The following is a 22,697-nucleotide window of genomic DNA, read 5'->3' as shown; positions in this document are numbered from 1 at the left end:
CCCCCCCCCCCCCCCCCCCCCCCCCCCCCCCCCCCCCCCCCCCCCCCCCCCCCCCCCCCCCCCCCCCCCCCCCCCCCCCCCCCCCCCCCCCCCACTAGCCGTCCTGCGTGGGCCGCCGCAGCAGAGCGCAGAAGTGGCCGGCGCTCTTGGGACCGACGACCAGATCGAAGCGGTCGTCCTCGGCGAGGAAGTCCCGGACGGCCTGCTCCGGGCCCGAGGAGAAATAGCCGTAGTCGTCGACCATCAGGACAGAACCGTGTCGCGTCCTGGGCGCGAGCAGCCGCAGGCCCGTGAGGATGGGTTCGTACAGGTCGAAGTCGAGGTAGGCGAAGGACACGAGGTTGGGCAGCTCGCGAACGTCGGGCGTGATGTAGCCCGCGACGACGTGGGTCCGCCGGGGCGGGAAGGCCACCGAGGCGAGCCGCTGAAGCACGAGCTGCTTCGGGAACGACATCGCCGACTCGTAGCTGTCCATCGCCCCCCGGTCTTCGATGTCGTCGATGAGTTTGTCCTCCGCCGTCGGGCGCGACAGTCCCTGGAACGAGTCATACAGCCACAGGTGCCTTCCGCCGTCGAGGATCTCATTCGCCAACAGGGCCGACGTGGCACCTTGAGCGACACCCATCTCGACGATGTCTCCCTCACCGCTGTCCTGAGCGGTCTGCAGCCAGTGCAGGAGGAACATCGCCTCACCGATCTCCGTCCCGATGAGGTTCGAGATCAGTGGGACCCTGCCTTCGCGTTCCCGCAGATCGGGAAACAGGTGCTCGACATAGACGTCGTAGAGGCTCTGCACCGCGCGGACATATCGAACCCGGCCGGCCTCTTCCTCCCCCGTCGTGATCACGCGAGCACCAGCAATGCGGAGCACACGGTCGAGGGTGTTCCTTGTCGCTGTCTTGACCTTGGGCATGCGGCGACCCTAGTCATCAACCGGCGGACGGCTCAATCTCCCGCACGGTGAGTCGGAACCCGCTTTCGCCACCCGGCCAGGAAAACAATGGCGGCGCGGCAGACGGGCGATTTTACCGGCGACCAGAGTGTCCATGCAGTACCGCAGAGAGTTCATGCCACGCTGTCGCCATGTCACTGCCCAGGGATTTCGTCAATTCACAGTGAGCGTGACGAAGTGAGTCTTGAAGGGGACCAATGGATCATCCCCGATCCGGTTGCGGGCATGTACGGGTACTCCACGTCTTGAACCAACTCCGCGCCTCGGGCGCGGAGGTGATGCTCCATGGGGCCGCCGAGCAGTGGGAACAGCATGGCGTCGAGGCGGAGGTACTGGCTGTCGCTCCGGTCCCGGGCCCTTTCGCGGCCGACCTCCGGAGTGTCGGTTACGTGGTGGCCCACGAGCCGGACGAGCGGCTGATCCGCGTACCGCTGCGGCTCGCCCGCCGGGTGCGGGACGGCGGCTTCGACGTCGTTCACCTGCACGCCGAGCGAGCCGGTTTCCACTTCGGACTCGCGGCCCTGGCTGCCGGAGCCGGGGTCGTCCGCACCGTACACAGTGTCTTCGGATTCGGCGGCACGCTCCGTGTGGAGCGACGCGTGCAACGCCGGATCCTTCGCCGCATGGGTGTCGTTCACGTCGGCGTGAGCCGGGGGGTGGCCCTCAATGAGCGGAGCCGGTTCAGGAACCCGGTCGAGGTCGTGAACAACTGGTGTGGTGATGAGTTCGTGCCGCCGACGCCGGGTCAGCGCGAGGCCGCGCGTGCCGGACTGGGTCTCGGGACCGGCTCCCTGGTCGTGGTCAGCGTGGGCAACTGCGCGCCGGTCAAACGCCATGAAGCGATCCTGGAGGCGCTCGCCCACCCCGCAGGTCCGCCCGAGGCCGTGTATCTGCATGTGGGAGAGGAAGAGGCCGGACACGCCGAGCGGCAGCTCGCCGAGCGCCTGGGCCTCTCGGACCGGACCCGCTTCCTGGGACGCGTGCACCCGTTGCAGGCGCTGCACGCGGCGGACGTCTTCGTCATGACATCCGCCTACGAGGGGCTCGGGCTCGCCGCGGTCGAAGCCGTCGCCACCGGGTTGCCGGCGGTGCTCGCGGACGTCCCGGGGCTGCGGGACGTGGCTCAGGCCTCCCCTTCCGCCTGGCTGACCGACATCGATCCCGCTCGGCTCGCCGAGACGATCGGCAGGGCGACGGGTACCGCCGGGAACCGCCCCGGCACCGACGGCCTCGGCGCCTTCCGTGACCGGTTCGGCATCCAGCGCGGTGTGGCCCGGTACGCCGGCATCTACCGCCGCCTCGCAGGGGCCGGAGTGCAGCGATGACCACCGTCGTCACACTGATGACCTGCCACAACCGCCGGGAGAAGACCATCGGCTGCCTGCGGTCGCTGCGTGGGCAGGGCGGCCCGGACGTGTCCCTGCGGGTCGTGCTCACCGATGACGGCAGCACCGACGGGACGGCCGTCGCGGCCCAGGAGGTGTGGCCCGGAATCCATGTGGTGCGCGGTGACGGATCGCTCTTCTGGGCCCGGGGCATGGCCGCGGCCGAGGCCGCCGCACCGGTAGGCGACTTCTTCCTGTGGCTGAACGACGACGTCGTCCTGGATGACGGCGCTCTGTCGCGGTTGCTCGCGACCTACCGAGCGCTGGCCGAAGACCAGGAAGAAGCGATCGTCGTCGGTGCGGTGCGGGACCCGTCCACCGGGACCGTGACCTACTCGGGCGTCAGCCGGAGCAGCCGGCTGCACCCCACGCGCTTCGCTCCCGTCCTACCGGGGCAGACGCCGGTCCCGGCCGACACCATGCACGGCAACGTGGTCCTGGTCCCGCGCCGGGTGGTCGCGCGGGTCGGCCCGATCGACGGCGCGTTCGCCCATGGCATGGCCGATTTCGACTACGGCCTGCGGGCCGCCGCTCTCGGTGTCCGGACCCTGGTCGCCCCCGGAACGGTGGGCACCTGTGCGCGGAATCCGGCAGCCGCGTACGCCGATCCCTCCCTCCCGCTGCGCGTCAGATGGCAGCTGATGCGTTCACCCAAAGGACTGCCGCCGGGCAGCTGGCGGCGCTTCACCCGCCGGCACGCAGGGCCCATGTGGCCGGTGTACTGGCTTCTGCCGTATCTGCGCCTTCTCTTCGCGGCGCAGTCCCTCGCTGCGCGCGGCACCAGGAGGAGCCGGCCATGCGGGTGACCATCGCCGGCCCCGCCGACCTTCCGTTGCTCGCGCGGCTTCTCGGGGCACCCGCACAGGCCGCCCTGCCGTCGGGACTGGGCGGTACGGTTCTGGCGTCGCTCGGAGCGGAGTTGTCCCGGTCGGGCCACGACGTGACGGTCGTCACTCTGGGCCCCGGGATCAGCCGACCGGTGCGGCGGCGCATCGGTGCCGTCGACGTCCTGGTGGGGCCGTACCGCTCGCGCCACCGGGCCGCAGACGTGTTCCGGCAGGAGCGACGCGTCGTCAGGGATCTCCTCGACGGGCTGGAGACCGACGTCGTCCACGCTCACTGGACGTATGAGTTCGGACTCGGCGCGCTCGCCTCCAGGCATCCGGTCCTCCTGTCCGTCCACGACTGGGCGCCCGCGATTCTGCGGCACCTCCCGGACCCGTACCGCGCGGTGCGGTTCGCGATGCAGGTCCGTTGTCTGGCCAAGGCCCGCCATCTGGCGGTCGTATCGCCGTACCTCGGACAGACGCTGACGCGCTACGGCCGTCACGCGGCCCTGCTGCCGAACGGCCTGCCGGCCCGGTTCCTCTCGGAAGGGCCACGCCCTTCGATCGCCCCGGTGCGGCGCATCCTGTCCGTCAACTCCGGATTCTCGGCCTGGAAGAACGTCACCTCCCTGCTGCGGGCGTTTCCGCTCATCCGTCGGCGACTGCCCGGAGCGGAACTCGTCCTCGTCGGCAAGGAGTTCGAACGCGGCGGCAGTGCGGAAGCCTGGGCGCGGGCAAACGGCCTGACACAGCAGGTGGTGTTCGCCGGCTCGACACCACTGGAGAAGGTCGCCGAGCTGATGGACACCTCGGACCTCTACGTCGCGCCGACCCTGGAGGAATCCTTCGGGATGACCGTCCTCGAAGCCATGGCCAGAGGCCTTCCGGTAGTCGGAGGCCACGCATCAGGTGCTGTTCCCTGGCTGCTGGACTTCGGCCGGGCCGGTGAACTGACCGAGGTACGACGCCCTGAGCGGATCGCGGACACGGTGGTCATGCTGGCCGGCCGGCCGCGGCACAGGGAACGGCTGCGGCTTGCCGGGCTGGAACGGGCGAGGTCGTTCGGCTGGTCTGCCCTTGTGCCGAGCTACGAAGAGCAGTACCAGCGCGTCGCCCACGACCGCCACGTGCACCTGCCGGGCCCGTTCTTGCGACATGCCCATGCGTCTCCTGCCGTATCTCCTCCCGTATCTCCTCCCGCCCCTCCCAACGCGAACGCATAGGGGGACCCATGCTCTTCGACGTGGCCGATGCGCAGCCACTGCTCCAGTTGGCGGCCACGGCGGTGCTCTTCACCGGCTTCCTGTGGGTGTTCGCCCAGCACCCGAGGGTGGGAGTGGTCCTGCTGCTTGCTCCCGGACTGGCCGAGACGGTGGCCGGGCAGAAGGTGCCCGTCGTCGTGTTCTCCGACCTGACGATCTCCGCTTCCGACCTGGTGGCGGGGTGCGCTCTGCTCGTCGCACTCGCACGCCTCACCGGACTGCGGCTTCGGTTCGGCAGGCACATCGGCGGCGTACTGGTGCTCCTGCTGCTCGTCATGGTGTCGGTGCTGCGCGGGACCGCGTCCTTCGGCTTCCAGGCGGCGATCAACGAAGCCCGGCCGTACATCTGCTTCCTGGCTGCGGCGGTGTATGTCGCCACCTCGAAGAGAACGAAGAAGGATCTCGCCGCGTTCACGGCGGTCGCCTGGACCGTGGTGGCGTGCGCGTACGTACTGTTCGCCGTCTGGCGCTGGTCCTCGACGGGCATCTCGTCAGCGAACGACAACTACCTGGTGAACGGACAGCTGACCAACGGCCGTCCCGTCGCCGCCATGGGGGCGCTGGCCATCGCCCAGGCCGCGCTGCTGCTCGTGGCCCTCCGCTGGCACAGGATGCCTCACAGAGCGCTGGCGGCCGTGCTGTTCCTGGCTGTGGTGCTCCTCCAGCACCGGACCATCTGGGTCGTCGCGGTGATCGCGGTCGTCGCCTATCTGCTCCTGGGACGTGCGGCGGCAGGGCAGCGTGTGTCACTGGCGGCGACCACGGCCTTGATGGGGGGCGTCGTGTGGCTCGCCTTCGCGGACACCACGGTGGGCCGGTATCTGGAGTCCTCCTACACGACGATGCAGGGAACCCACAGCACCTTCCAATGGCGGATCATCGGCTGGAAGGAGCTCCTGAACGAGCCGAGGGGGCTTGGCGAAGGCCTGCTCGGCCGTCCGTTCGGGTTCGGCTTCTCGCGGGTGATCGACGGGAGTCTCGTCACCGTCTCGCCCCACAACTGGTACGTCCAGTCGACCCTCAGGATCGGTGCCGTGGGCGTCATCGTCCTGATCGGGGTCCACGTTCTCGCATTTCTGGCTGCGCGGTCCGGTTCCCGGGCCGATCTCCTCGCTCGGCTCGTCGTCCTCACCCAACTCGTCTTCTACATCGCGTATTCGCCCTTCCTGGAACAAGGAGTCGCCTTCGGCCTCGTCCTCTGGCACCTGCGGTACGCCACGGCCGAACGGAAATCCGACCGAGTCGGGGCCACTCCCGTACCCGCGGGACACCGGCACGGCGTTCCGGGGGCGGCGTTGGCCGTGCCGCGGTCGAGTCCAGCCACAGCGACGGGGGAGTGTCCGCCTCCGAGTCCAGCCGCGGAGCCGAGGGAGTATCCGCCTCCGAGTCCAGCCGCAGCGACGAGGGAGTGCCCGCCTCCGAGTACTGACAGGGATGCTCTCCGCCGGTACGAGTCGGCCCGTGGTGCCGCCGCTCAGCAATGAGCCGGCGGCCGGTCCGGAGCAACGCGCCACCAAGCCTGCCCGGGGTTCCGGCCCACAGGCGCTGCGGCGGCGCCGCCTCACTGCTGCAGTGAGACCCGGGTCTGCCGCAGCGGGCGGCCGGCTCGGCGCATCCTCGCGAGGGCCGGCCGCTCGACCGTGACGTACAGAAGATGCGCGCAGGCCACCGACGCCGGTGCGCCGGCCAGGAGCGTGGCGGCGACCGCCGTATCAGAAGAGAGCTGGAGCCGCCCGACTCCCGCCCACACGAGCAGAAGTACGGGGAAGTGGACCGCGTACAGGCTGTAGGACCGGTGACCGATCCACACCGCGGGCCGGCGCGTCGGCAGATTCCATCCTCCGGGCCGAGCCCGCACCAGTCCGGCGACCAGGCAGAAGAAACCGACCAGCCACAGCGCCTTGCTGAACGGACTGTCGGAGTAGGGCGAAAGGCAGGCCACGCCGAACAGTGCGGTCATGACGCCGACCGCGAGCAGCAGTCGGTGGGACAGCCACCCCTTACGGGCGAGACGCGCCGCCAGCACTCCCGCGAAGAACCACTCCACGAGGCCGAACAGGGGGAGATGAGCGAGATGGCCGACGACCTTCGCGGCGATCGCGCACACCGCGCAGGCGAGGAGTGCGGGGACGCGGCGGGTGATCATCGCGAACACCAGGGGCAGGAGAACGTAGAGCTGGACCTCGAACGCTACGGACCACAACGGCGGATTGCCCTGGTGCGCCCATGCGGGGCTCAGGGTGTGGGCCATGAGGAGATGGGCGATCACTCCGTCCGGCGTCACCGGTTCATAGGTACGCATGCTGGGTGACGCAGGGGACACGAGCAGCGGAGCCAGCAGACCCACGACCACGAGCCCGAAGGCGAGCGCCACGTAATAGGCCGGCAGGATCCGCCAGGCCCGGCGACGCAGGTAGGCCCGCAGTGGTGTGCGGGTTCCCCCGCGCAGGACTCGATGGTCTTCCGACCAGCAGAGCGCGAATCCGCTGACCAGGATGAACAGCAACACCATCTGCCCGCCGAACATCAGAGGGCGCAGCAGGTGAGCCGGGAACGTACGGATCGGTTCCGTTTCCGGACGGGCGATGGCGATCGCGTGGCCGCCCATCACCACGAGCGCGGCGATACCCCGCAGCCCGTCGACGAACGCGAGTCTGCCGTCACCATGAGACATCCTGGCGCCGGCGGTGGGGACGGTGGGGACAGTGGGCCTGAGCGTCATCACGTGGCGAGGATGGGCACCTGGCCTGCCTGAGCGGCGATGTTCGGCCGCAGCCCCGTCATTTCCGCGTCCACCATCAGCCGGGCGAGTTCCGGGACGAACACCCTCGGACGCCAGCCGAGCATCCGTTCCGCCTTCGAGGCGTCCCCGACCAGGTCGTCGACCTCGGACGGGCGCAGGTAGCGCTCGTCGAACCGGACGTGATCGCGCCAGTCCAGGCCGACATGGGCGAAGCAGTGCTCGACGAAGTCGCGGACGCTGTAGCTGGTGCCGGTGGCCACGGCGTAGTCGTCGGGCTCGTTCTGCTGCAGCATGCGCCACATCGCCTCGACGTACTCCGGCGCGTAGCCCCAGTCGCGCCGAGCATCCAGGTTGCCCATGTGGAGCTCGGTCTGGAGGCCCGCCTTGATACGCGCGGCGGCCTTGGCGACCTTCCGGGTGACGAAGGTCGGGCCGCGCCGTGGGGACTCGTGATTGAACAGGATGCCGTTGACCGCGTAGATGCCGTATGCCTCACGGTAGTTGCGGGTCACCCAGTAGGCGTAGACCTTGGCGACGCCGTAGGGGGAGCGTGGGTGGAACGGGGTGTCCTCGTTCTGGGGCGGAGGTGTGGCGCCGAACATCTCGGAGCTGGAGGCCTGGTAGAAGCGGCACGGCAGGCCCGTCGCGCGAATGGCCTCGAGCAGCCGGGTGGTGCTCAGACCGGTGGTGTTGCCGGTGAACTCGGGCTCGTCGAACGACACTCGTACATGCGACTGGGCTGCCAGGTGGTACACCTCGTCGGGCTGGAGCCGCTCGAGCAGACCCGCGATGCGTGTTCCGTCGGTCAGATCGCCGTAGTGCAGGAAAAGCCGGGCCGCAGGGTCGTGTGGGTCCTCGTAAAGATGGTCGATGCGTTGCGTGTTGAAAGTCGAGGCGCGGCGGACGATGCCGTGCACCAGATATCCCTTCTCCAGCAGCAACTCCGCGAGATAGGATCCGTCCTGGCCGGTGATCCCGGTGATGAGCGCGGTCTTCTCTGTCACGCGCACTCCTTTGCTGGGCTGTTGGAGCGGGAAACGCAGACTTCTGGTCAGGATACGGAAAACCTCGCTCCAGGCCCCGGGACATGACGGTGTGTCGTACTTACTCGAATGCCCGGGTAATTCCATTCAGCTCACCACCCGTTTCCTGGAAGGGTGATGCCGCGCCGACAGCCGCGGAAAGCGAAGACCGGTAATGCGTCGACGAGCCGCTTCCCGTGCGCGCCTCACACGCCGGCGGCGGACCGACGGGGAAGCTCTTCACAAACCGCGAGCGCACAAACCGCGAACGCAGTGTGTCTGTGGCGTCAGTGAAAAGAGGAGAGCGATGTCCATGGCTGTGATCACGAATGCCGAAGTCACCCCTACGCTGGGCGGGAGGGCGCACCGCCCCCTCGACCGCTCGGCACGCGTCTTCGTGGCCGGGGCCCGGGGTCTCGTCGGTTCGGCGGTGTGGCGGCACCTGGTCCGGGAGGGCTTCGCCGATGTGGTCGGCCCCGGCTCGGCGAACCTGGATCTGCGGGATCGCCGGGCCGTGCTCGACTGGTTTGCCGCCACACGGCCGGATGCGGTCGTGCTCGCGGCCGCGAGGGTCGGCGGGATCAAGGCGAACGCCACCCGGCCCGCCGAGTTCCTCTCCGACAATCTCCGCATCCAGGTCAATGTGCTGGACGCCGCCCTGGAGCAGGGGGTGGAGCGGTTGCTGTTTCTGGGCTCCAGTTGCATCTACCCCAAGTTCGCCGAGCAGCCCATTCGGGAGGAGGCGCTGCTGACGGGTGCGCTGGAGCCGACCAACGACGCCTATGCCGTCGCCAAGATCGCCGGGATTCTGCACGTGCAGGCGGTACGGCGACAACACGGTCTGCCGTGGATCTCGGCCATGCCGACGAACCTGTACGGACCGGGCGACAACTTCCACCCGGAGCACTCCCATGTGCTGCCGTCCCTGATCCGGCGCTTCCACGAGGCGAAGGAGTCGGGTGCGCGGCGAGTGGTGAACTGGGGCAGCGGCACGCCTCGCCGGGAGTTCCTGCACGTGGACGACCTGGCTCGGGCGTGCCTGCACCTGCTGGAGCACTACGACGCCGACGGGCCGGTCAACGTGGGTACCGGCACGGACCTGACCATCCGTGAACTGGCGGAGCTGGTCGCGGAGGTGGTCGGGTATCGGGGGAGCGTCGAGTGGGACCCGAGTCAGCCGGACGGCACCCCGCGCAAGCTCCTGGACGTCTCGCGGCTCTCGGCGCTGGGCTGGACGCCCCGCGTCGGGCTGCGAGAAGGACTCGCCCGGACGTACACCTGGTACCTGGAGAATCTCGGTTCCGGCACCCTGCGGCAGTGACCGCCGTTCCTGTCGTCGTATCCGTATCCGTATCCGTATCCGTATCCGTATCCGTATCCGGGATGCGAGATACGGGATGCGAGATACGGGATGCCACCGGCCCCGGCCGTAGCCGGGGCCGGTGGCTGAAGCGAGGTCCCGCCCAACGGGGCCGGAGCGGTGTCAGTGGGGGACCTTGTCGTCGGGAACGAACACGACGCGGAACATCCTGGGCCAGAACTTTCCGGTGATCAGGAACTGGTCGGTGCCGGGGACGGCCGCCACGCCGTTCAGGACGGAACCGGTCACGCGTTCGTCCTCACGCAGCAGCCCTGAGGCATCGATGCTCGCCGTCACCGCACCCGTGGCGGGGTCGATGCGCACGATCCGTTCGGTGAAAAGGACGTTGGCGTACACGGCGTCGCCGACGCACTCCAGTTCGTTCAGTTTCGCCACCGGCCGCCCGTTCTCGGTGACTTCGATGTCGCCCGTCCTCGCGAGCGTCCTCGGGTGCCGGAACGTCAGCCGGGACGATCCGTCGCTCGTCACCAGCCGGTTCCCGGACCGCTGGTGGCATACGCCCCAGCCCTCGGCGGGGTACGCGACGCGGCGCACCTCCGCCAATGTCCTCGTATCGCGCTCGATGGCGATCCGGTTCCTCCAGGTGAGCTGCCAGAGCGTCCCGCCGAGGACGGTGATCCCCTCGCCGAACAACGGCGCGGGCATCTCCACGCGGGCGGTCGGCCGCCCGCCGGGCGGACCCGCCCGGACCGAGGACCGCCCCACCAGGCCCGCTCCTTCGTACAGCTTGCCGCCGGCCATCTCCAGTCCCTGGGTGAAAGCCTGAGGATCGTGCCGCAGGACCTCAAGCACCTTGACCCGCAACCGCTCCACACCGGTCGTGGATGCCGACTTCAGCGCCGCGGCGCTGTCGGCACCGTTCTCGGCGGCAGAACCTGACGTGCCGCCTTCCGCCGCCTCCCTCGCCGTGCAGGACGTGCAGCAGATGAGCAGCACTCCCACAAGCACGCAGGCCGCCACGGCCCGTACGCGTTCAGGCACGGTCATCGTCTTCTCCCTCTCCTGTGTCGGCTTCGGGCGGGACGGTGGGCGTCGGCCTTCGACCGGGACATGGATACAGGGACGGACGCGGTGTCCGGCTGCCGAAGGGTGCGGCGTGCCGGCAAGTCGCCGGATGGTGTGACAGGCCCTCCGGCAGTGGGCGCACCCCTGACGGAGATGAGGCAGGTACGACGTCTGCCTCAAGGGCTGTTTGTCGGGCTGACATTGGGGTGGCTCCCTGGATCGAGCCGTTCAAGCCCCTATGTTCAGCCCTGTACATAGGGAACAAACCTCACTTTTGGGTGGTTCCTCGGTCTCTTGAGGGGTGCAGCTTGGATCTCCACGGATTCCTGAAGGCTCTTTCCAGACGCTGGCCGACCGTCGTGGTCTGCCTGGTTCTCGCGATCGGAGCGGCGGTCGCCGTCACGACATGGAGCACCCCCGAATACGAGGCCAGAACGCAGCTCTTCGTCGCCGCCCGCACCAGTGAGGACACCGCCCAGCTGAACCAGGGGCAGAGCTTCTCGCAGGCGCGTGTGCAGTCGTACGCCGCCATCGTGCCGACCCGTCAGGTGACCGGGCCCGTGCTGCGTCACCTGAAGCTGCGCACCACGCCGGAGGAGCTGGCGTCTCGTATCACCGCCGATGCCCCGCTCAACACCGTGCTGATCAACATCACCGTCCGGGACACCGAGCCCGAGCGTGCAGCGAAGATCGCCAACGCCGTCGCGACGCGGTTCAGCGCCGTCGTCGAGCGACTGGAGACACCCAAGCCGGAGCCGGGGCAGGCGTCGGCGCGCCCACGGGCGCCCGAACCCGTGTCGCCGGTCTCACTGGGCGTCACCCAGCAGGCGGTCGCCCCCTCGTATCCCGTCTCGCCGCGCCCGCTTCTCAACCTGACCGTGGGAGCGTTCGCCGGACTGGTGCTCGGTGCCGGACTCGTCGTCCTGCGCGAGACGTTCGACTCCACCCTCAAGACCGGCGAGGCGCTCGGCGAGCTCACAGGTCTTCCGGCCCTCGGAGCCATTCCGTACGACAAGAACGCGCCGAGACAACCGCTCATCACCGCCGCCGTTCACTCGAAGCGGGTCGAGGCCTTCCGCAAACTGCGCACCAATCTGCAGTTCGCCCAGATCGACGACCGACCCCGGATCATCATGGTGACCAGTTCGGTGCCCGGCGAGGGGAAGACCAACACCTCGGTGAACCTTGCCCTCTCCCTCGCAGAGGCGGGCATGTCGACCTGTCTGGTGGACGCCGACCTGCGCCGTCCGTGCGTGGCCAAGACCTTCGGCCTGGTCCAGGACGCCGGACTGACGACCGCGCTCATCGGACAGGCCCGCGTCGAGGAAGTGATGCAGCAGGCCGGCAACCGGCTCTCGGTGCTCGCCAGCGGCGCCGTGCCGCCGAACCCCACCGAGCTGCTCGCCTCGGCCCGCATGAGCGAGGTCCTGCACGAGCTCGCAAGGAACTACGACGTGGTGATCGTCGACACCGCTCCGCTGCTGCCGGTCGCCGACACCATCGGACTCGCCCCGCTGGCCCAGGGCACGCTGCTCGTCGTCCGGGCCTCGAAGACCAGCCGTGACCAGGTCCGCACCGCCGCCGAGGCGCTGGAACGGGTGGGCGGCCGCGTCCTCGGCACAGTCTTCAACATGACTGTGCCTCCCAAGGGCGATCCCTACGGCACCTACGGGTCGTACGGTGAACTGCCCGCGCCCCGTCTGTCGGCCCGTCAGAAGGAGTCCACCGCGTCGGATCTCCACGGGTGAGAACAAGCCGGCAGCGCACCCCGGCCGATGCCGGAGTGCGCTGCCGAGGTGTCGTGCCGACGGGGTGGCGGCCGGTCAGAATCCGGCGACCCCGAGGAGACGCTCCTTGATGCCGTCCCCGTCCTGCGACGGCCAGGTCCAGTTGAGGTTGCCCGCCGCCTGCAGCGCCGTCTTGACGGTCTGGGGCGATGCGGTGGGGTGGGTGGCCCGGTACAGCGCCGCGCCGCCGGCCACGTGCGGCGTGGCCATGGAGGTGCCGGACATGGTCGCGTAGCCGCCGCCCATGTAGGTCGAACGGATGCACACGCCCGGGGCGATCAGGTCGACGTCGGAGCCGAAGTTGGAGAAGTCGGCGAACGTGTCGTCCTGGTCCGTGCGGCACGTCGGCGTGCCCAGGCCGCCGGGCCTTCCGTTGAAGTCCGCCAGAGCACTGACGGTGATCACTTCGTCGTACGAGGCCGGCACGGTGTTACGGGCGTCGGCGTGGCTGTTGCCGGCGGCCACGGCGTAAGTGACACCCCTGGCGACCGAGTTGCAGATGGCCTGGTGCATGACGTCGCCGTTGGTCCTGCCGCAGTTGCGGTCGTCGGACCCGGAGCCGCCCAGGCTCATGTTGACCACGTCGATCCGGCTGGCGTTCTGGGTGACGTAGTCGATGCCGCACAGCACGGAAGAAGTGGTTCCGGAGCCGGTGGGGCCGAGCACCTGGACCGGCCACAGCCGCACCCCGGGTGCCACCCCGACGACGCCGATGGTGTTGTCCAGGGCGCCGATGGTGCCCGCCACATGCGTGCCGTGGCCGTTCAGGTCGTTCGGGGGCAGCAACGACGACAAGCAGTTCTTTCCGCCGGCCCGGTACACGTTCAGATCCGGGTGGTTCGGGTCGATCCCGGTGTCGAGGACGGCGACGTCCGCGTTGACCCGCGTGTCCACACCGTTGATCGCCGCGGTCGGGCTGAGGTCGGCGTCGACCCGGTCCACACCGGTCGGGACCGACTGGGCCATGGCACGGATCCTCTTGTCCTGCTGCACCGACTGCACCTGCGGGTCGTTGGCGAGCGCGGCCGCGGTGCTCGCGGTCATCGACGCCGCATAGCCGTAGAGGGCATGGCGGTAGGTGTGGCGCACGAAGGCGCCCATGTCGGAGGCGTGCTGGCTCGCCGCCGTCACGGCGTCGTCCATGTCCTCCCGCCGGTCGGAGGTGTCCTTGAGCATCACGATGTACTGGCCGGCGATCCTGTCGGCCTTGTCGGGAGCGGTGGCTGCGGGCGGGGACGCTGCTGCGGCCGAGCCGGCGACGGCGCTCGGCGCAACAGCCGCCAGGGCCAGCGCGAGGAGGGTCACACCAAATGTTTTGGGCATCCCGGACCTTTCTCGAATGCGTCGGGGTGACGAGCCGGATTGAGCGTTATGACTCGTATGTCCGGCTCACTGTGCCCCTAGAGCTTGCAGGTGCGCGAGGGATGGCGACACCCCGACGTTCGGCGATGCGGGATTTTCCGACCATCTGTCAGCCGTGTGGCTCTGTGGCCCGCTTGCCGCGACGTCCTTGTCACCCGGATGCTTCGCACCCGGTTCACGGCTGAATTCGTTGTGGCGTGTATGACGACCACGCAGCGGACCGTCGGCTTTCTGATCGCCGCGGTGGGGACCGTCATCGCCGCCATGGCCGGTGTGTTCGGCGGCATCGTCGCCTACGACCCGTTGCCCGAGGTGGTGACCGCCGGCCCCGCCCGCTTCGGCGCGGACCGTTGGTGGCCCCTGGTGGTGTACGGGCCCTGGATGGTCGCCTCGCTGTCGATCCTGCGGTCCGCCCTGCACCGTCACCCTGCCACGCACGCGTGGTGCGTCGTGCTGTTCTGCTCCGCCGTGGCCGTGGCGCTGTGCGTCGCCCGCGCGCCGAAGACCCTCCCCGGTGTCTCCTCTGTGGCTCTCCCGGTCGTCGCGGAGCTGGCGGTCTTTCAGCAACTGGCACGCGGGATCACGCGGCAAGGAGGCTCCTGCTGAGCCGCTCTCGGAGCCATGCGGCCCGCAACTCGACGTGTCAGCAGGCGGGTTACGCGTCTCACTGCCCCAGATGGCCTGACGTCGATCTGGTGATCTTCATGCGCCAGATGGCCTCTTATCCACTAAGGCCCGTTATGACATGCCTTTACGCGTCATACATGCATATACCGTACTCGCGGGTCGCGCCATGGCGTCGGCCTGATCCCACTCGAGGAGCGTGAAATGCGATGACGGCGTCATCAAAATGGCGTGCCGCACTCGCGGCCACAGCAGCCTCCGCTGCCCTGGCCGTCGTACCAGTACTGGGGGCGCAGCCCGCCCATGCCCAGCCGTATCCACCGCAGGGCCCTGCCCTGACCATCCGCCCCCAGGCCGTCAACCCGGGGGACGATGTCCAATTCCGGGGAACGGGCTTCCAGGCGGACCAGGACGTAGTGGCGGCCCTTGCGTCCAGGATCGTCATTCTGGGTCACTTCGAGGCCGATGAAAACGGAACGGTGAGGGGAACAGTCACCATTCCCGAAAACGCCAGGCCGGGTGATCACCGGTTCCTGCTCAGGGCGGAGAACCCTGACCGCACTCTCTCGAGGCCGCTCGAAGTGCTCGGCGACCCCGGTGACGGTCCGGGTGGTCCGGGCGACGGTCCGGGCGATCCCGGTGACGGGCCTGGCGATGGTCCGAACTGGCCCGGCAACGGCGGCGGGTCCGGTAGCGACCACGGCGGCAAGCCCGGTCACCACCACGGCAAGCCGCACCTCGCCGACACCGGCGACGACCACTCGGCCGCCCTGCTGGGCGGGGTCGCCGGGCTGCTCCTGCTCGGTGGCGGTGCGATGGTCCTCACCCGGCGGGTGAAGCGCGGCTGACGGACGCGGGTCCATAGCGGGCCCGCAAGGCCGCGGCAGTACCTGTGGGACGGCCGGCAGCAACTCTCCTTTCGCGCGCTCTCACGGCACGTGTCGGGAACCTGCTGCCGGCCGTCGCCGTCCGTACTGAAAAGCGATGACCCGACCGACCGCAGACACGTATGTGGGATGTAACGGCTGTCATTCCTTTAGTCTCTGCGGGGCGTTTCGTGTCTCTTCCGTCACCTCGCATACATGTCCGCGTTATCCGTGTGCCGCGAATTCGACGGAGGAGACAACCGTGTGGAACACCGCCCTCTGGGCACTGCTCGTCTGTGCATCTGTCTGCACCGTGGGGTCCCTTCTGGGGTCACATCCCCTCGGCCGGATGTGGCGTGTCGACGTCATTGAACTGCGTCGGCGCCGCCGAATGATCGAAGTATTGGAAGAGAATACACACCCCCTGCACCGCGAGCCGGAGACCGTTGGTCCTGACGGCGGGTCCTGACGGCGGGTCCTGACGGCGGGTCCTGACGGCGGGTCCTGACGTGGTCATAATATGGTTTTCGCACAGCAGTGGAAGATGGTCGAATGTCCGCTAGATAAGACTTATTCATGCGTTCCTTCACCCGTTTGCCGCGCATCCAAGGCAAACAGGCGGCGTTATTCGGGACATGACTAGGGCAAGGAATATCGGCCTGTTCGCGTATCGAGAGGACCGGAGGGGCCTGACGGGGGCACATGCGGTGACGATGGGCCCCTACATCTACACTCCGGCCTCGGCGTACTCCGCGCCCAGCGCCAACGGCACCCTCAGCAAGGAGGGACTGCCCGTCGTACTGCAGGTCACCGAACCGCTGCTGCAGAGGTTTCTGGACACCATGGTGCGGCTGGAGGACGACATCCTCCGACGATGGGGCACCCTGGAAGGCCAGCGTCCCCGCCGTCGGGCCGAATGATCAAGCCGCGCCATGAATGACGAGCGCATCGATCACCACTCGGGGTTCTACGCCGATCACCTCGGCCAGTACGACATGGGGGGCACCGGCCGGCACCGGCGCGCGGCCGAGGTCTTCGAGGCACCTCTGGTTCCGCCGGACCCGGCATGGGACCCGGCCGAGGAACTCGCCTACATGCTCCAGGACGCCATGGCGGCCGAGCGCGCCCCCGCAGCCCCCACAGCGCCCCCGGCCCGCGAGGAGGCGTCGGCAACCACCCCGGCGCACGGCACCCCCCTCAGGAACCTGCAGGACATCACGGCCGAGTTGCCTCCGCTCAGGACGGTTCCCCAGAGCCACCGGAAGCTGCGTGAACCCAGACGTCCCAGCGGTCTGCGTACCCTCAGCTATCTGATCGCCGCGGTGGCCGCGGTCATCACCTCGATGGTGAGCGTTTTCGGCGGTATGGCCACCTATGAGCCCTTGCGGCTCGTCGCCGTCTTCCACACGCAGAGCACTTCCGTTTCCTGGTGGCCGCTGCTTGTCTACGGCCCTTGGCTCGTGGCGGCGCTGTCGATTCTGCGTGCCGCGCTGCACCGCTGCCGGGCCACGCACTCCTGGGTGGTGGTGCTGCTGTTCTCCTCCGCTTCGGTGCTCCTGTGTGTCGTCCAGGCACGCGGAACCATTACCGACGCCGCTGCGGCCGCCCTGCCGAGCTGTGCGGCACTGGCCTGTTTTCAGCAACTCGTCCGCCAGATCACGCTGACACGGCCGCATCGCCGGGCCAGGCCCCGGCACCGCTTGCGGCTCACCGCAATGAACTCCCCCTTGCCGGCACGGCAACGGTTCGTGCGATGACGGGCAGGAGTACTCCGACGTCACGCGCACCCCGACCGGGTCTCTGAGAACAGGTCGGGTCTCCCCGGTACGGCCGGGATCCCGCGGTGGGGCCGCTGGGAGGACACCCTCCTCCCGGCGGCCCCGCCGCGGTTCGACGCCCCTGTATCACCCGGTCCGCACAGCCGCGGCGATGCGTTCCACCAGGCCCTCGATACGTACCAGGCAGTCCTGCACCTCTTGGGGACGGGCACCGAGAGGGTCGGTGATGTCGTCTTCACCCGGACGAGCCGGCGCGGCACCACGCCGGGCGGCCGCTCCCCGGACGAGGGCGGCGAACCGCTCGGCCGGATCCACCACGCCCGAGGCGTCCTCCGCCCGCACCAGCCGTGCGAACTCGCGGAGGGTGAAGGCGCGGGCCAGCGCCCACACGGGAGACAGCCGCACAGCGGCCTCACGATGCTCCGTCGCGGCCCCGAGCACCAGATCCGAGTTCTCGACCAACTCCTTCGTCAGCCGGCGCGAGCCCGTCCCGGAGGGATCCGCGCCGCGCTCGAAGAGGAAGGAGGCCGCCGTGGCCGCGATGGGAGTACCAGGGAGGGCCCGTGTGCCCGCACTGCTCAGCCGGATCACCGGCCCGGCATCGAGCAGCCGCTGCCTGAGCAGCCACTCGGCGAGGGGCGAGCGGTAGAGGTTGCCGGTGCACACGACGAGTACGCGAAACCCGGGTGCGCACATGCCGGGCGACGAAGAGGGGGAAGGCCCGAGACTGTGGAGCATGGCGTCAGTATTCACGCGTGACGTCCGCCGGACGGGGCGACGCACGTCCGGCGGGGCGTCGGATCGCCGTTTCGGGTGGGAACGCCGCCGAATCGCCGACACGGTGGGGCCAATCGGGTCGTGCTCGTCAGGCGGCCGGGGGCGGTGCGGCTTCCTTGCGGGTTCCTCGCGGGCTCCTCGCGGCTTCCCCTTGAGCGGTTGGTCGATGCGGTCGGGCGTGACTCATGCGGCGTTGCTGCGGTCCTGGTTGGGGCATGCCGGGTCATGGTCGGTGGCGAGGCTCGTCCACCAGCGTTCGCAGCACGCGCCGTCCAGCTCGGCACACGCGATGGCTTCGCACAGCTCGTCGCGGCGCGTGTCGCGCCGGCCTTCCTGCCGGCACAGGGCGGCGACGGTGCGGTGCTCGTCGGCGAGTACGGTCTCACGGACGACGGCGACGACCGGGACGATCGACGCGGCGACGAACAGCGGCACGGCCCAGAGCGAACCGCCGTACTGGTACTGGCGCACGGCGCACCAGGCAAGCCACAGGGACGTGAGGCCGTAGAGGGAGCAGAGAAGACGGCCGAGGAGACTCATGGGCTGCTTCCGATCTCTGTGAGACGTACGCCTGGTTCAACTGACGACGGCGTTCCACGGATTCGGCCTGTGCGGAGATCTGCGCGTGACACATGCCCTGAACAGCAAAAACGCCCTCCCGAGGGAGGGCGGAGCATGGGCGCCCCCGGCAGGACTCGAACCTGCGGCCAAGCGCTTAGAAGATGCGGGCATCGCCCCGCCACGCGTCTTGCCCGGCCGGCGCCGCTGCCGTGACTGACTGCTGACGGCCACCGTCGTCCGCCGTCGTTGCCGTCAGCGGCTGCCGTCATCGCCGTCGCCGCGCAGGGCTCCGAACGGCTTGCCTGGGCCCCAGCCGACGACAGTTCCCTCTGTCGGGCTGACGGGACTTGTGGAGCTGCTCTGTTGACCCTTGGTTCTCGCCACTCGTTTTTCCGGACGCTCCCGCGGGCTCGGCATCGGGTACTACAGTCTCTCGTTGTGCCGTGCGTCACATGGTGGCGTCGTGGGGTGGGTGGCCTGGCCGGGGACAGCCACGTGCCCGAGTTGTGAGATCTGGGGGGCTTCATGCATGAGATGGTCAAGGGCTCGAACGTGGGACTGGCGGCGCTGAGTGAGAACGTCGGTTCGCTGATCGTCAGTTTGAGTTGGGTGAGCCCGACCGGTGAAGGCGATGCGGACGTGTCCGTCCTGCTGCTCGATGCGAACGGCAAAGTGCGCAGTGACAGCGACTTCTACTTCTACAACAACCCGGTTGCCGCTGACGGGAGTGTGCAACTGCTGGGGAAGACTCCGACGGAGAGCGGCGACGAGGACCGGATCAGCTTCGACCTGACCGCGGTCCCGTCCGGCATCGACCGGATCGTCGTGGCGGCGAGCCGCTACGAGGGAGCCGGCTTCGGGGAACTGGAAGACCTGAAGGTGACACTGGCCGATGGGGGCGGTGAGAGCCTCCTCAGGTTCGCCATCGATGACGCCGGCATGGTGGGCGCAATCATCTTCGGCGAGTTGTACCGGCGTGGGGAAGAGTGGAAGTTCCGTGCTGTCGGACAGGGCTACGACACCGGCCTGGCCGGTCTGGCGACGGACTTCGGCGTCGACATCGATGACGACGCGGGCGCAGAGGAAACGCCGAACGGTACGGAGAGCAGCGAGCAGGCCGATACGGCTGTTCCGGCTCCGGCTGTTGAGCAGGAACCGAAAGTTACGCCAGGCTTGGTTCCGGCTCCCCGCCCGCCCGGCGACGAGGCGGTGCCGAAGAAGGCGGCACGGCCTCGCACCGCGAGGAAGAAGGTCACCGTGCCCAGGGCGGCCAGGAAGTCTCTGGCGGACAATGAGTCCTGGAAGCAGGCCAGGCTCTTTCCGGTCTCGGTACTCAAGAGCGACCGGGACCGGGAGACGCGCGCTACGTCCGTACTGCTGTCGGTGATGGCGCAGGTGCCGGAGTTCGGCCGGAGACTCACGGCGGCGTTCGGGGCACCGGCGGGCCGTATGGAGACGTTCACCGAGGTATCCCTGCCGCACGGCGACACCCCGCGACGCCCCGACGGGGTTATCCGTGTCGAGCGGGCCGGCAAATTATGGACCGCGCTGGTAGAGACCAAGACCAACGGCAACGACCTCAAGCCCGAGCAGGTGCAGGCATACGTGGACATAGCCGCGCGCCGTGGCTACGAGGCCGTGATCACGCTGTCGAACGACGTGGCGCTGGAAGGCAGCCCGCTCGTCGACGTCAAGATCGACGGACGGCGCAAGCACAAGGTGGCTCTCTGGCACCTGTCCTGGGCCGAAGTCACCCACCAGGCGCAAATGCTGATCAGGCACGAGGGCGTCGGAGACAAGGCACATGCCTGGCTGCTCCAGGAACTGCTCTACTACCTGCGGCATGAGAACTCCGGCTGCCACGGCTTCCAGAACATGGGGGCGGCCTGGGTCCCCGTCCGCAACGGAATCGACGACGAAACCCTGTGCCAGGGCGATCCGCGTGCCCTGGACGTTGTCGAGAGCTGGGAACGGCTCATCCGCCAGATCTGCCTCAGCCTCGGTGGCGAACTCGGGCAGAAGGTACTGCCGGTCCAGCGCGCCAAGCGTGGGGCCGATCCGAGAACCCGCCGCAGCCGCCTGGCCGATCAGCTTTGCCTCGATGGCAGACTTCAGGCAGAGCTCCGGATAGAGGGCGCACCCGGAGTTCTGGCGATCAGCGCCGACCTGCGCACCGGCAAGCTCCGCACCTCCATCGAGATCCCCGCTCCCGAGCAGGGCTACCCGCTGGCCTGGGCCAAACGCCTCATCCGCCGACTGGCCGAGGCGCCGGCAGACCTCCACATCGAAACCCTTATCGAAGGAGAGACCGGAGGGCCACGGGGCACGCTGGAACGGCTCCGCCCGGAGCCGGCGGACATGCTCCCGAAGAACAACGACACCCAGATCACCGGCTTCCGCCTGTCCCTGTTCAAAGGCATGGGAAGCAGCCGCGGGAACGCCGAATCCGGCTTCATCCGCAGCGTCGACCACGCCGTGCAGCGCTTCTACACCACCGTAATAGTCCACTTGGACCGTACGACGCCCCGGCAGGCATCAGCAAAGGATCGTGCCGGGACGGGGTGACGCCCAGCCGTGGACAGTCGCACATGGCCGCGGTTCACGTGCAACTGTCCATAGGGCGCGCACCAAGTGCCAATCGGGATGAGCGCCCTGAGCTTGGGAAGCCCGGGTTTCTTGGCAGCGGTTGCCGTACGTACCGACCTGCGGCGGAGTGGCGTTGGCGCCCTGGCCGCACCCCTAGCCAGTCCCCCTCCGTTCCCCGTGGTTCCCCACAGGATCTGGCACGCGTTCGGCACGGCCTACTCTGTCCACGACCCCGGTGGTCTGGTTATGCGGGGTCCCAGGCCGCGCTGAAGAGAGCCAGTTCGAGGACGTCCGGCGCTGCGGGCCACTCGATCAACGCAGCTGTCAGCTGCTCGCTGGCCGCGTACATCCACTGGAGGTAGATGTGATAGCGGTGGGAGGTCCAGTTGCTGTCACACCAGATGCGATGGGCGATTGGCGCCGCCCATTCGTAGCCAGCCATGACCCCGATCTTCGTGGCATGCCGACGGAGAACCCCAGCGAGCACGCTGTCGAGGATGAGCGGGCGCAGCCCCTTCACCTCTGGCAACGCCTGACCAGCAAAGTAGAGGAACTTGGTGAGAAACGCCGGCCCAAGACCGTCCAACATCTGCAGCCTCTCGTAGGCCGCGGACGCACCTTCGTCAGTGAGAAGGGATACGGCTTCTGCGAAGGCTTCCTCAGCACCTGGCTGGGCGAGCACCTGACCCGTGCGGTACGGGCCGTAGCCCGTGAGGCCATAGCCCCAGACCTGGGTCGCCACGAACGCCTCTGCCCAACTCTGTGATTGTTCCGCGGCTCGGACTGTGGCCACGATGTCGGCCCGGCTCACGGAGGCCGAAGCAACCGCTGCCCGGTCGGCGAAAGCGTCGGGCCAGGGGGCTACGGCCATCCAATTGGAAGGCGAGTACGGAATGGTGTGAGCCCCGCTTCCGGGTCTGTACCGCTGGCCTCTCTCCGGGTCGATCAGCCACCTGCCCAGTGACTTCACCGCGTCTTCCGGCAGCAACTGCGTGTGCATCGTCGCGTCGAGCTTGTCTGCCAGGTTTTGGTCAAACCTCATGGAAACGCCCCCTCCCTGCGTGACACGACATCGTGGCACGCCGCGGCGGCAGTGGCCACGATATGTATGTGCGCTAAAACGGCTCCGGAGGCCCCTGGGTCATTTGGGCTGCTCAATCGGCCGTGGACGACTGCTGAGGGTCAGCTGTCATTGATGTTGATGTACTTGTCTGCTGTCCATCGCCGTCGGTCTCGCGGATATAGGCGAGGAGGGCGCGGGAGACGACGGTGTCGGGGTGGTCGGGGCCGAGCACGCGTTCGCGGTCGGCCAGGATCCTTTCGCGCAGTTCGAGTGCGTCTTGGGTGCGCCCGGCACAGCGGTAGGAGTAGGCCAGATTGTGGCGGGCGCTGAAGGTGTCGGGGTGGTCGGGGCCGAGCACGCGTTCGCGGTCGGCCAGAACCCTCTTGTCCAGTTCGAGTGCGTCCTGGGTGCGCCCGGCACGGCCGTAGGAGATGGCGAGGCTGGCCCGGACGGTGAAGGTGTCGGGGTGGTCGGGGCCGAGCACGCGTTCGCTGTCGGCCAGAACCCTTTCGCACAGTTCGAGGGCGTCCTGGGTGCGCCCCGTATCGCTGTAGGAGATGGCGAGGCTATGGCGGGCGGCGAAGGTGTCGGGGTGGTCGGGGCCGAGCACGCGTTCGCTGTCGGCCAGGACCCTTTCGCGCAGTTCGAGTGCGTCCTGGGTGCGCCCGGCGCGGCCGTAGGAGGCGGCGAGGTTGCTGCGGGCGGTGAAGGTGTCG

Annotated in this window: 21 protein-coding genes; 11 read left to right on the top strand and 10 right to left on the bottom strand. The window is 68.5% G+C overall.

What is annotated here, in order from left to right; genetic code table 11:
- Window positions 1–94: 94 nt before the first annotated feature.
- Window positions 95–913, bottom strand: coding sequence for a TylF/MycF/NovP-related O-methyltransferase (locus ACZ562_RS14255; RefSeq protein ID WP_471177854.1), 819 nt, complete (start codon window positions 911–913; stop codon window positions 95–97).
- Between the two features lie 284 nt (window positions 914–1,197).
- On the opposite strand from ACZ562_RS14255, the gene ACZ562_RS14250 reads away from it, so the two are divergent.
- The 4 genes from ACZ562_RS14250 to ACZ562_RS14235 are packed head-to-tail and all read left to right on the top strand — an operon-like array spanning window position 1,198 to window position 5,910.
- On the top strand, window positions 1,198–2,277 hold the full coding sequence (locus ACZ562_RS14250) for a glycosyltransferase (protein ID WP_471177852.1): 1,080 nt from the start codon (window positions 1,198–1,200) through the stop codon (window positions 2,275–2,277).
- Complete coding sequence (locus ACZ562_RS14245) at window positions 2,274–3,143, top strand: glycosyltransferase family 2 protein (protein ID WP_471177849.1); 870 nt, start codon at window positions 2,274–2,276, stop codon at window positions 3,141–3,143. Before ACZ562_RS14250 ends, ACZ562_RS14245 begins: the two co-directional genes overlap by 4 nt.
- On the top strand, window positions 3,134–4,387 hold the full coding sequence (locus tag ACZ562_RS14240) for a glycosyltransferase family 4 protein (protein WP_471177847.1): 1,254 nt from the start codon (window positions 3,134–3,136) through the stop codon (window positions 4,385–4,387). Before ACZ562_RS14245 ends, ACZ562_RS14240 begins: the two co-directional genes overlap by 10 nt.
- 8 nt (window positions 4,388–4,395) lie before the next feature.
- On the top strand, window positions 4,396–5,910 hold the full coding sequence (locus tag ACZ562_RS14235; RefSeq protein ID WP_471177844.1) for a hypothetical protein: 1,515 nt from the start codon (window positions 4,396–4,398) through the stop codon (window positions 5,908–5,910).
- Window positions 5,911–5,987: 77 nt separating this feature from the next.
- On the opposite strand, the gene ACZ562_RS14230 is transcribed toward ACZ562_RS14235, so the two are convergent.
- Together ACZ562_RS14230 and gmd are read right to left on the bottom strand one after the other, a co-directional pair.
- Window positions 5,988–7,148 (bottom strand): acyltransferase family protein, encoded by a 1,161-nt coding sequence (locus ACZ562_RS14230; RefSeq protein ID WP_471177892.1) that lies wholly within the window; start codon window positions 7,146–7,148, stop codon window positions 5,988–5,990.
- Window positions 7,148–8,173: a GDP-mannose 4,6-dehydratase gene (gene gmd, locus ACZ562_RS14225; protein ID WP_471177841.1), complete on the bottom strand. Its 1,026-nt coding sequence runs from the start codon at window positions 8,171–8,173 to the stop codon at window positions 7,148–7,150. The genes ACZ562_RS14230 and gmd overlap by 1 nt, the downstream gene beginning before the upstream one ends.
- A gap of 331 nt (window positions 8,174–8,504) precedes the next feature.
- Here gmd and ACZ562_RS14220 point away from each other — a divergent pair, with 331 nt between their 5' ends.
- Complete coding sequence (locus tag ACZ562_RS14220; RefSeq protein ID WP_471177838.1) at window positions 8,505–9,512, top strand: GDP-L-fucose synthase family protein; 1,008 nt, start codon at window positions 8,505–8,507, stop codon at window positions 9,510–9,512.
- Window positions 9,513–9,674: 162 nt separating this feature from the next.
- Here ACZ562_RS14220 and ACZ562_RS14215 read toward each other — a convergent pair whose 3' ends face one another.
- Window positions 9,675–10,559 (bottom strand): glutaminyl-peptide cyclotransferase, encoded by an 885-nt coding sequence (locus ACZ562_RS14215; protein ID WP_471177836.1) that lies wholly within the window; start codon window positions 10,557–10,559, stop codon window positions 9,675–9,677.
- Window positions 10,560–10,885: 326 nt separating this feature from the next.
- Between ACZ562_RS14215 and ACZ562_RS14210 the strand changes: the two genes are divergently transcribed.
- Window positions 10,886–12,325 carry a tyrosine-protein kinase domain-containing protein gene (locus ACZ562_RS14210; protein WP_471177833.1) on the top strand — a complete coding sequence of 480 codons (1,440 nt, stop codon included), beginning with the start codon at window positions 10,886–10,888 and terminating at the stop codon, window positions 12,323–12,325.
- A gap of 75 nt (window positions 12,326–12,400) precedes the next feature.
- Here the strand turns inward: ACZ562_RS14210 and ACZ562_RS14205 are convergent, their stop codons facing one another.
- A complete protein-coding gene (locus ACZ562_RS14205; protein ID WP_471177831.1) occupies window positions 12,401–13,687 on the bottom strand; it encodes a S8 family peptidase in 1,287 nt (428 codons plus the stop codon).
- 240 nt (window positions 13,688–13,927) lie between these two features.
- Between ACZ562_RS14205 and ACZ562_RS14200 the strand changes: the two genes are divergently transcribed.
- On the top strand, window positions 13,928–14,332 hold the full coding sequence (locus ACZ562_RS14200; protein WP_471177828.1) for a hypothetical protein: 405 nt from the start codon (window positions 13,928–13,930) through the stop codon (window positions 14,330–14,332).
- A 239-nt stretch (window positions 14,333–14,571) separates the two neighbouring features.
- On the opposite strand, the gene ACZ562_RS14195 is transcribed toward ACZ562_RS14200, so the two are convergent.
- Entirely contained in the window at window positions 14,572–14,805 is a 234-nt protein-coding gene (locus tag ACZ562_RS14195; RefSeq protein ID WP_471177826.1) for a hypothetical protein, read from the bottom strand.
- Window positions 14,806–14,829: 24 nt separating this feature from the next.
- Between ACZ562_RS14195 and ACZ562_RS14190 the strand changes: the two genes are divergently transcribed.
- The 3 genes from ACZ562_RS14190 to ACZ562_RS14180 all read left to right on the top strand — a co-directional run bounded on the left by ACZ562_RS14190 (window position 14,830) and on the right by ACZ562_RS14180 (window position 16,973).
- Window positions 14,830–15,198, top strand: coding sequence for an LPXTG cell wall anchor domain-containing protein (locus tag ACZ562_RS14190; RefSeq protein ID WP_471177824.1), 369 nt, complete (start codon window positions 14,830–14,832; stop codon window positions 15,196–15,198).
- 653 nt (window positions 15,199–15,851) lie between these two features.
- Window positions 15,852–16,136 (top strand): hypothetical protein, encoded by a 285-nt coding sequence (locus ACZ562_RS14185; RefSeq protein WP_471177822.1) that lies wholly within the window; start codon window positions 15,852–15,854, stop codon window positions 16,134–16,136.
- 12 nt (window positions 16,137–16,148) lie between these two features.
- Window positions 16,149–16,973: a DUF2637 domain-containing protein gene (locus tag ACZ562_RS14180; protein WP_471177820.1), complete on the top strand. Its 825-nt coding sequence runs from the start codon at window positions 16,149–16,151 to the stop codon at window positions 16,971–16,973.
- A 147-nt stretch (window positions 16,974–17,120) separates the two neighbouring features.
- Here ACZ562_RS14180 and ACZ562_RS14175 read toward each other — a convergent pair whose 3' ends face one another.
- Window positions 17,121–17,732 carry an arsenate reductase/protein-tyrosine-phosphatase family protein gene (locus ACZ562_RS14175; RefSeq protein WP_471177818.1) on the bottom strand — a complete coding sequence of 204 codons (612 nt, stop codon included), beginning with the start codon at window positions 17,730–17,732 and terminating at the stop codon, window positions 17,121–17,123.
- A 222-nt stretch (window positions 17,733–17,954) separates the two neighbouring features.
- A complete protein-coding gene (locus tag ACZ562_RS14170; protein WP_471177816.1) occupies window positions 17,955–18,311 on the bottom strand; it encodes a hypothetical protein in 357 nt (118 codons plus the stop codon).
- Window positions 18,312–18,857: 546 nt separating this feature from the next.
- Here ACZ562_RS14170 and ACZ562_RS14165 point away from each other — a divergent pair.
- Complete coding sequence (locus ACZ562_RS14165; RefSeq protein WP_471177813.1) at window positions 18,858–20,897, top strand: TerD family protein; 2,040 nt, start codon at window positions 18,858–18,860, stop codon at window positions 20,895–20,897.
- A gap of 265 nt (window positions 20,898–21,162) precedes the next feature.
- On the opposite strand, the gene ACZ562_RS14160 is transcribed toward ACZ562_RS14165, so the two are convergent.
- Together ACZ562_RS14160 and ACZ562_RS14155 are read right to left on the bottom strand one after the other, a co-directional pair.
- Window positions 21,163–21,960, bottom strand: coding sequence for an 8-oxoguanine DNA glycosylase OGG fold protein (locus ACZ562_RS14160; RefSeq protein WP_471177810.1), 798 nt, complete (start codon window positions 21,958–21,960; stop codon window positions 21,163–21,165).
- A 112-nt stretch (window positions 21,961–22,072) separates the two neighbouring features.
- Window positions 22,073–22,697, bottom strand: a 625-nt coding sequence (locus ACZ562_RS14155; protein ID WP_471177807.1) for a tetratricopeptide repeat protein, incomplete at its 5' end; no start/stop codon positions are given.

Source organism: Streptomyces sp. NPDC040410, from assembly GCF_055595715.1.
The sequence above is the reverse complement of the archived record's forward strand: the minus strand, read 5'-3'. Positions and strand labels throughout refer to the sequence as shown.

Excerpts from the sequence above, each read along its gene's own strand:
- ACZ562_RS14165 (WP_471177813.1), top strand. The coding sequence starts at position 18,858 with ATGCATGAGATGGTCAAGGGCTCGAACGTGGGACTGGCGGCGCTGAGT.
- ACZ562_RS14240 (WP_471177847.1), top strand. The coding sequence starts at position 3,134 with ATGCGGGTGACCATCGCCGGCCCCGCCGACCTTCCGTTGCTCGCGCGG.
- ACZ562_RS14255 (WP_471177854.1), bottom strand. The coding sequence starts at position 913 with ATGCCCAAGGTCAAGACAGCGACAAGGAACACCCTCGACCGTGTGCTC.
- ACZ562_RS14230 (WP_471177892.1), bottom strand. The coding sequence starts at position 7,148 with ATGACGCTCAGGCCCACTGTCCCCACCGTCCCCACCGCCGGCGCCAGG.
- ACZ562_RS14205 (WP_471177831.1), bottom strand. The coding sequence starts at position 13,687 with ATGCCCAAAACATTTGGTGTGACCCTCCTCGCGCTGGCCCTGGCGGCT.
- ACZ562_RS14235 (WP_471177844.1), top strand. The coding sequence starts at position 4,396 with ATGCTCTTCGACGTGGCCGATGCGCAGCCACTGCTCCAGTTGGCGGCC.
- ACZ562_RS14180 (WP_471177820.1), top strand. The coding sequence starts at position 16,149 with ATGAATGACGAGCGCATCGATCACCACTCGGGGTTCTACGCCGATCAC.
- ACZ562_RS14200 (WP_471177828.1), top strand. The coding sequence starts at position 13,928 with ATGACGACCACGCAGCGGACCGTCGGCTTTCTGATCGCCGCGGTGGGG.
- ACZ562_RS14215 (WP_471177836.1), bottom strand. The coding sequence starts at position 10,559 with ATGACCGTGCCTGAACGCGTACGGGCCGTGGCGGCCTGCGTGCTTGTG.
- ACZ562_RS14160 (WP_471177810.1), bottom strand. The coding sequence starts at position 21,960 with ATGAGGTTTGACCAAAACCTGGCAGACAAGCTCGACGCGACGATGCAC.
- ACZ562_RS14170 (WP_471177816.1), bottom strand. The coding sequence starts at position 18,311 with ATGAGTCTCCTCGGCCGTCTTCTCTGCTCCCTCTACGGCCTCACGTCC.
- ACZ562_RS14185 (WP_471177822.1), top strand. The coding sequence starts at position 15,852 with ATGACTAGGGCAAGGAATATCGGCCTGTTCGCGTATCGAGAGGACCGG.
- ACZ562_RS14175 (WP_471177818.1), bottom strand. The coding sequence starts at position 17,732 with ATGCTCCACAGTCTCGGGCCTTCCCCCTCTTCGTCGCCCGGCATGTGC.
- ACZ562_RS14220 (WP_471177838.1), top strand. The coding sequence starts at position 8,505 with ATGGCTGTGATCACGAATGCCGAAGTCACCCCTACGCTGGGCGGGAGG.
- ACZ562_RS14245 (WP_471177849.1), top strand. The coding sequence starts at position 2,274 with ATGACCACCGTCGTCACACTGATGACCTGCCACAACCGCCGGGAGAAG.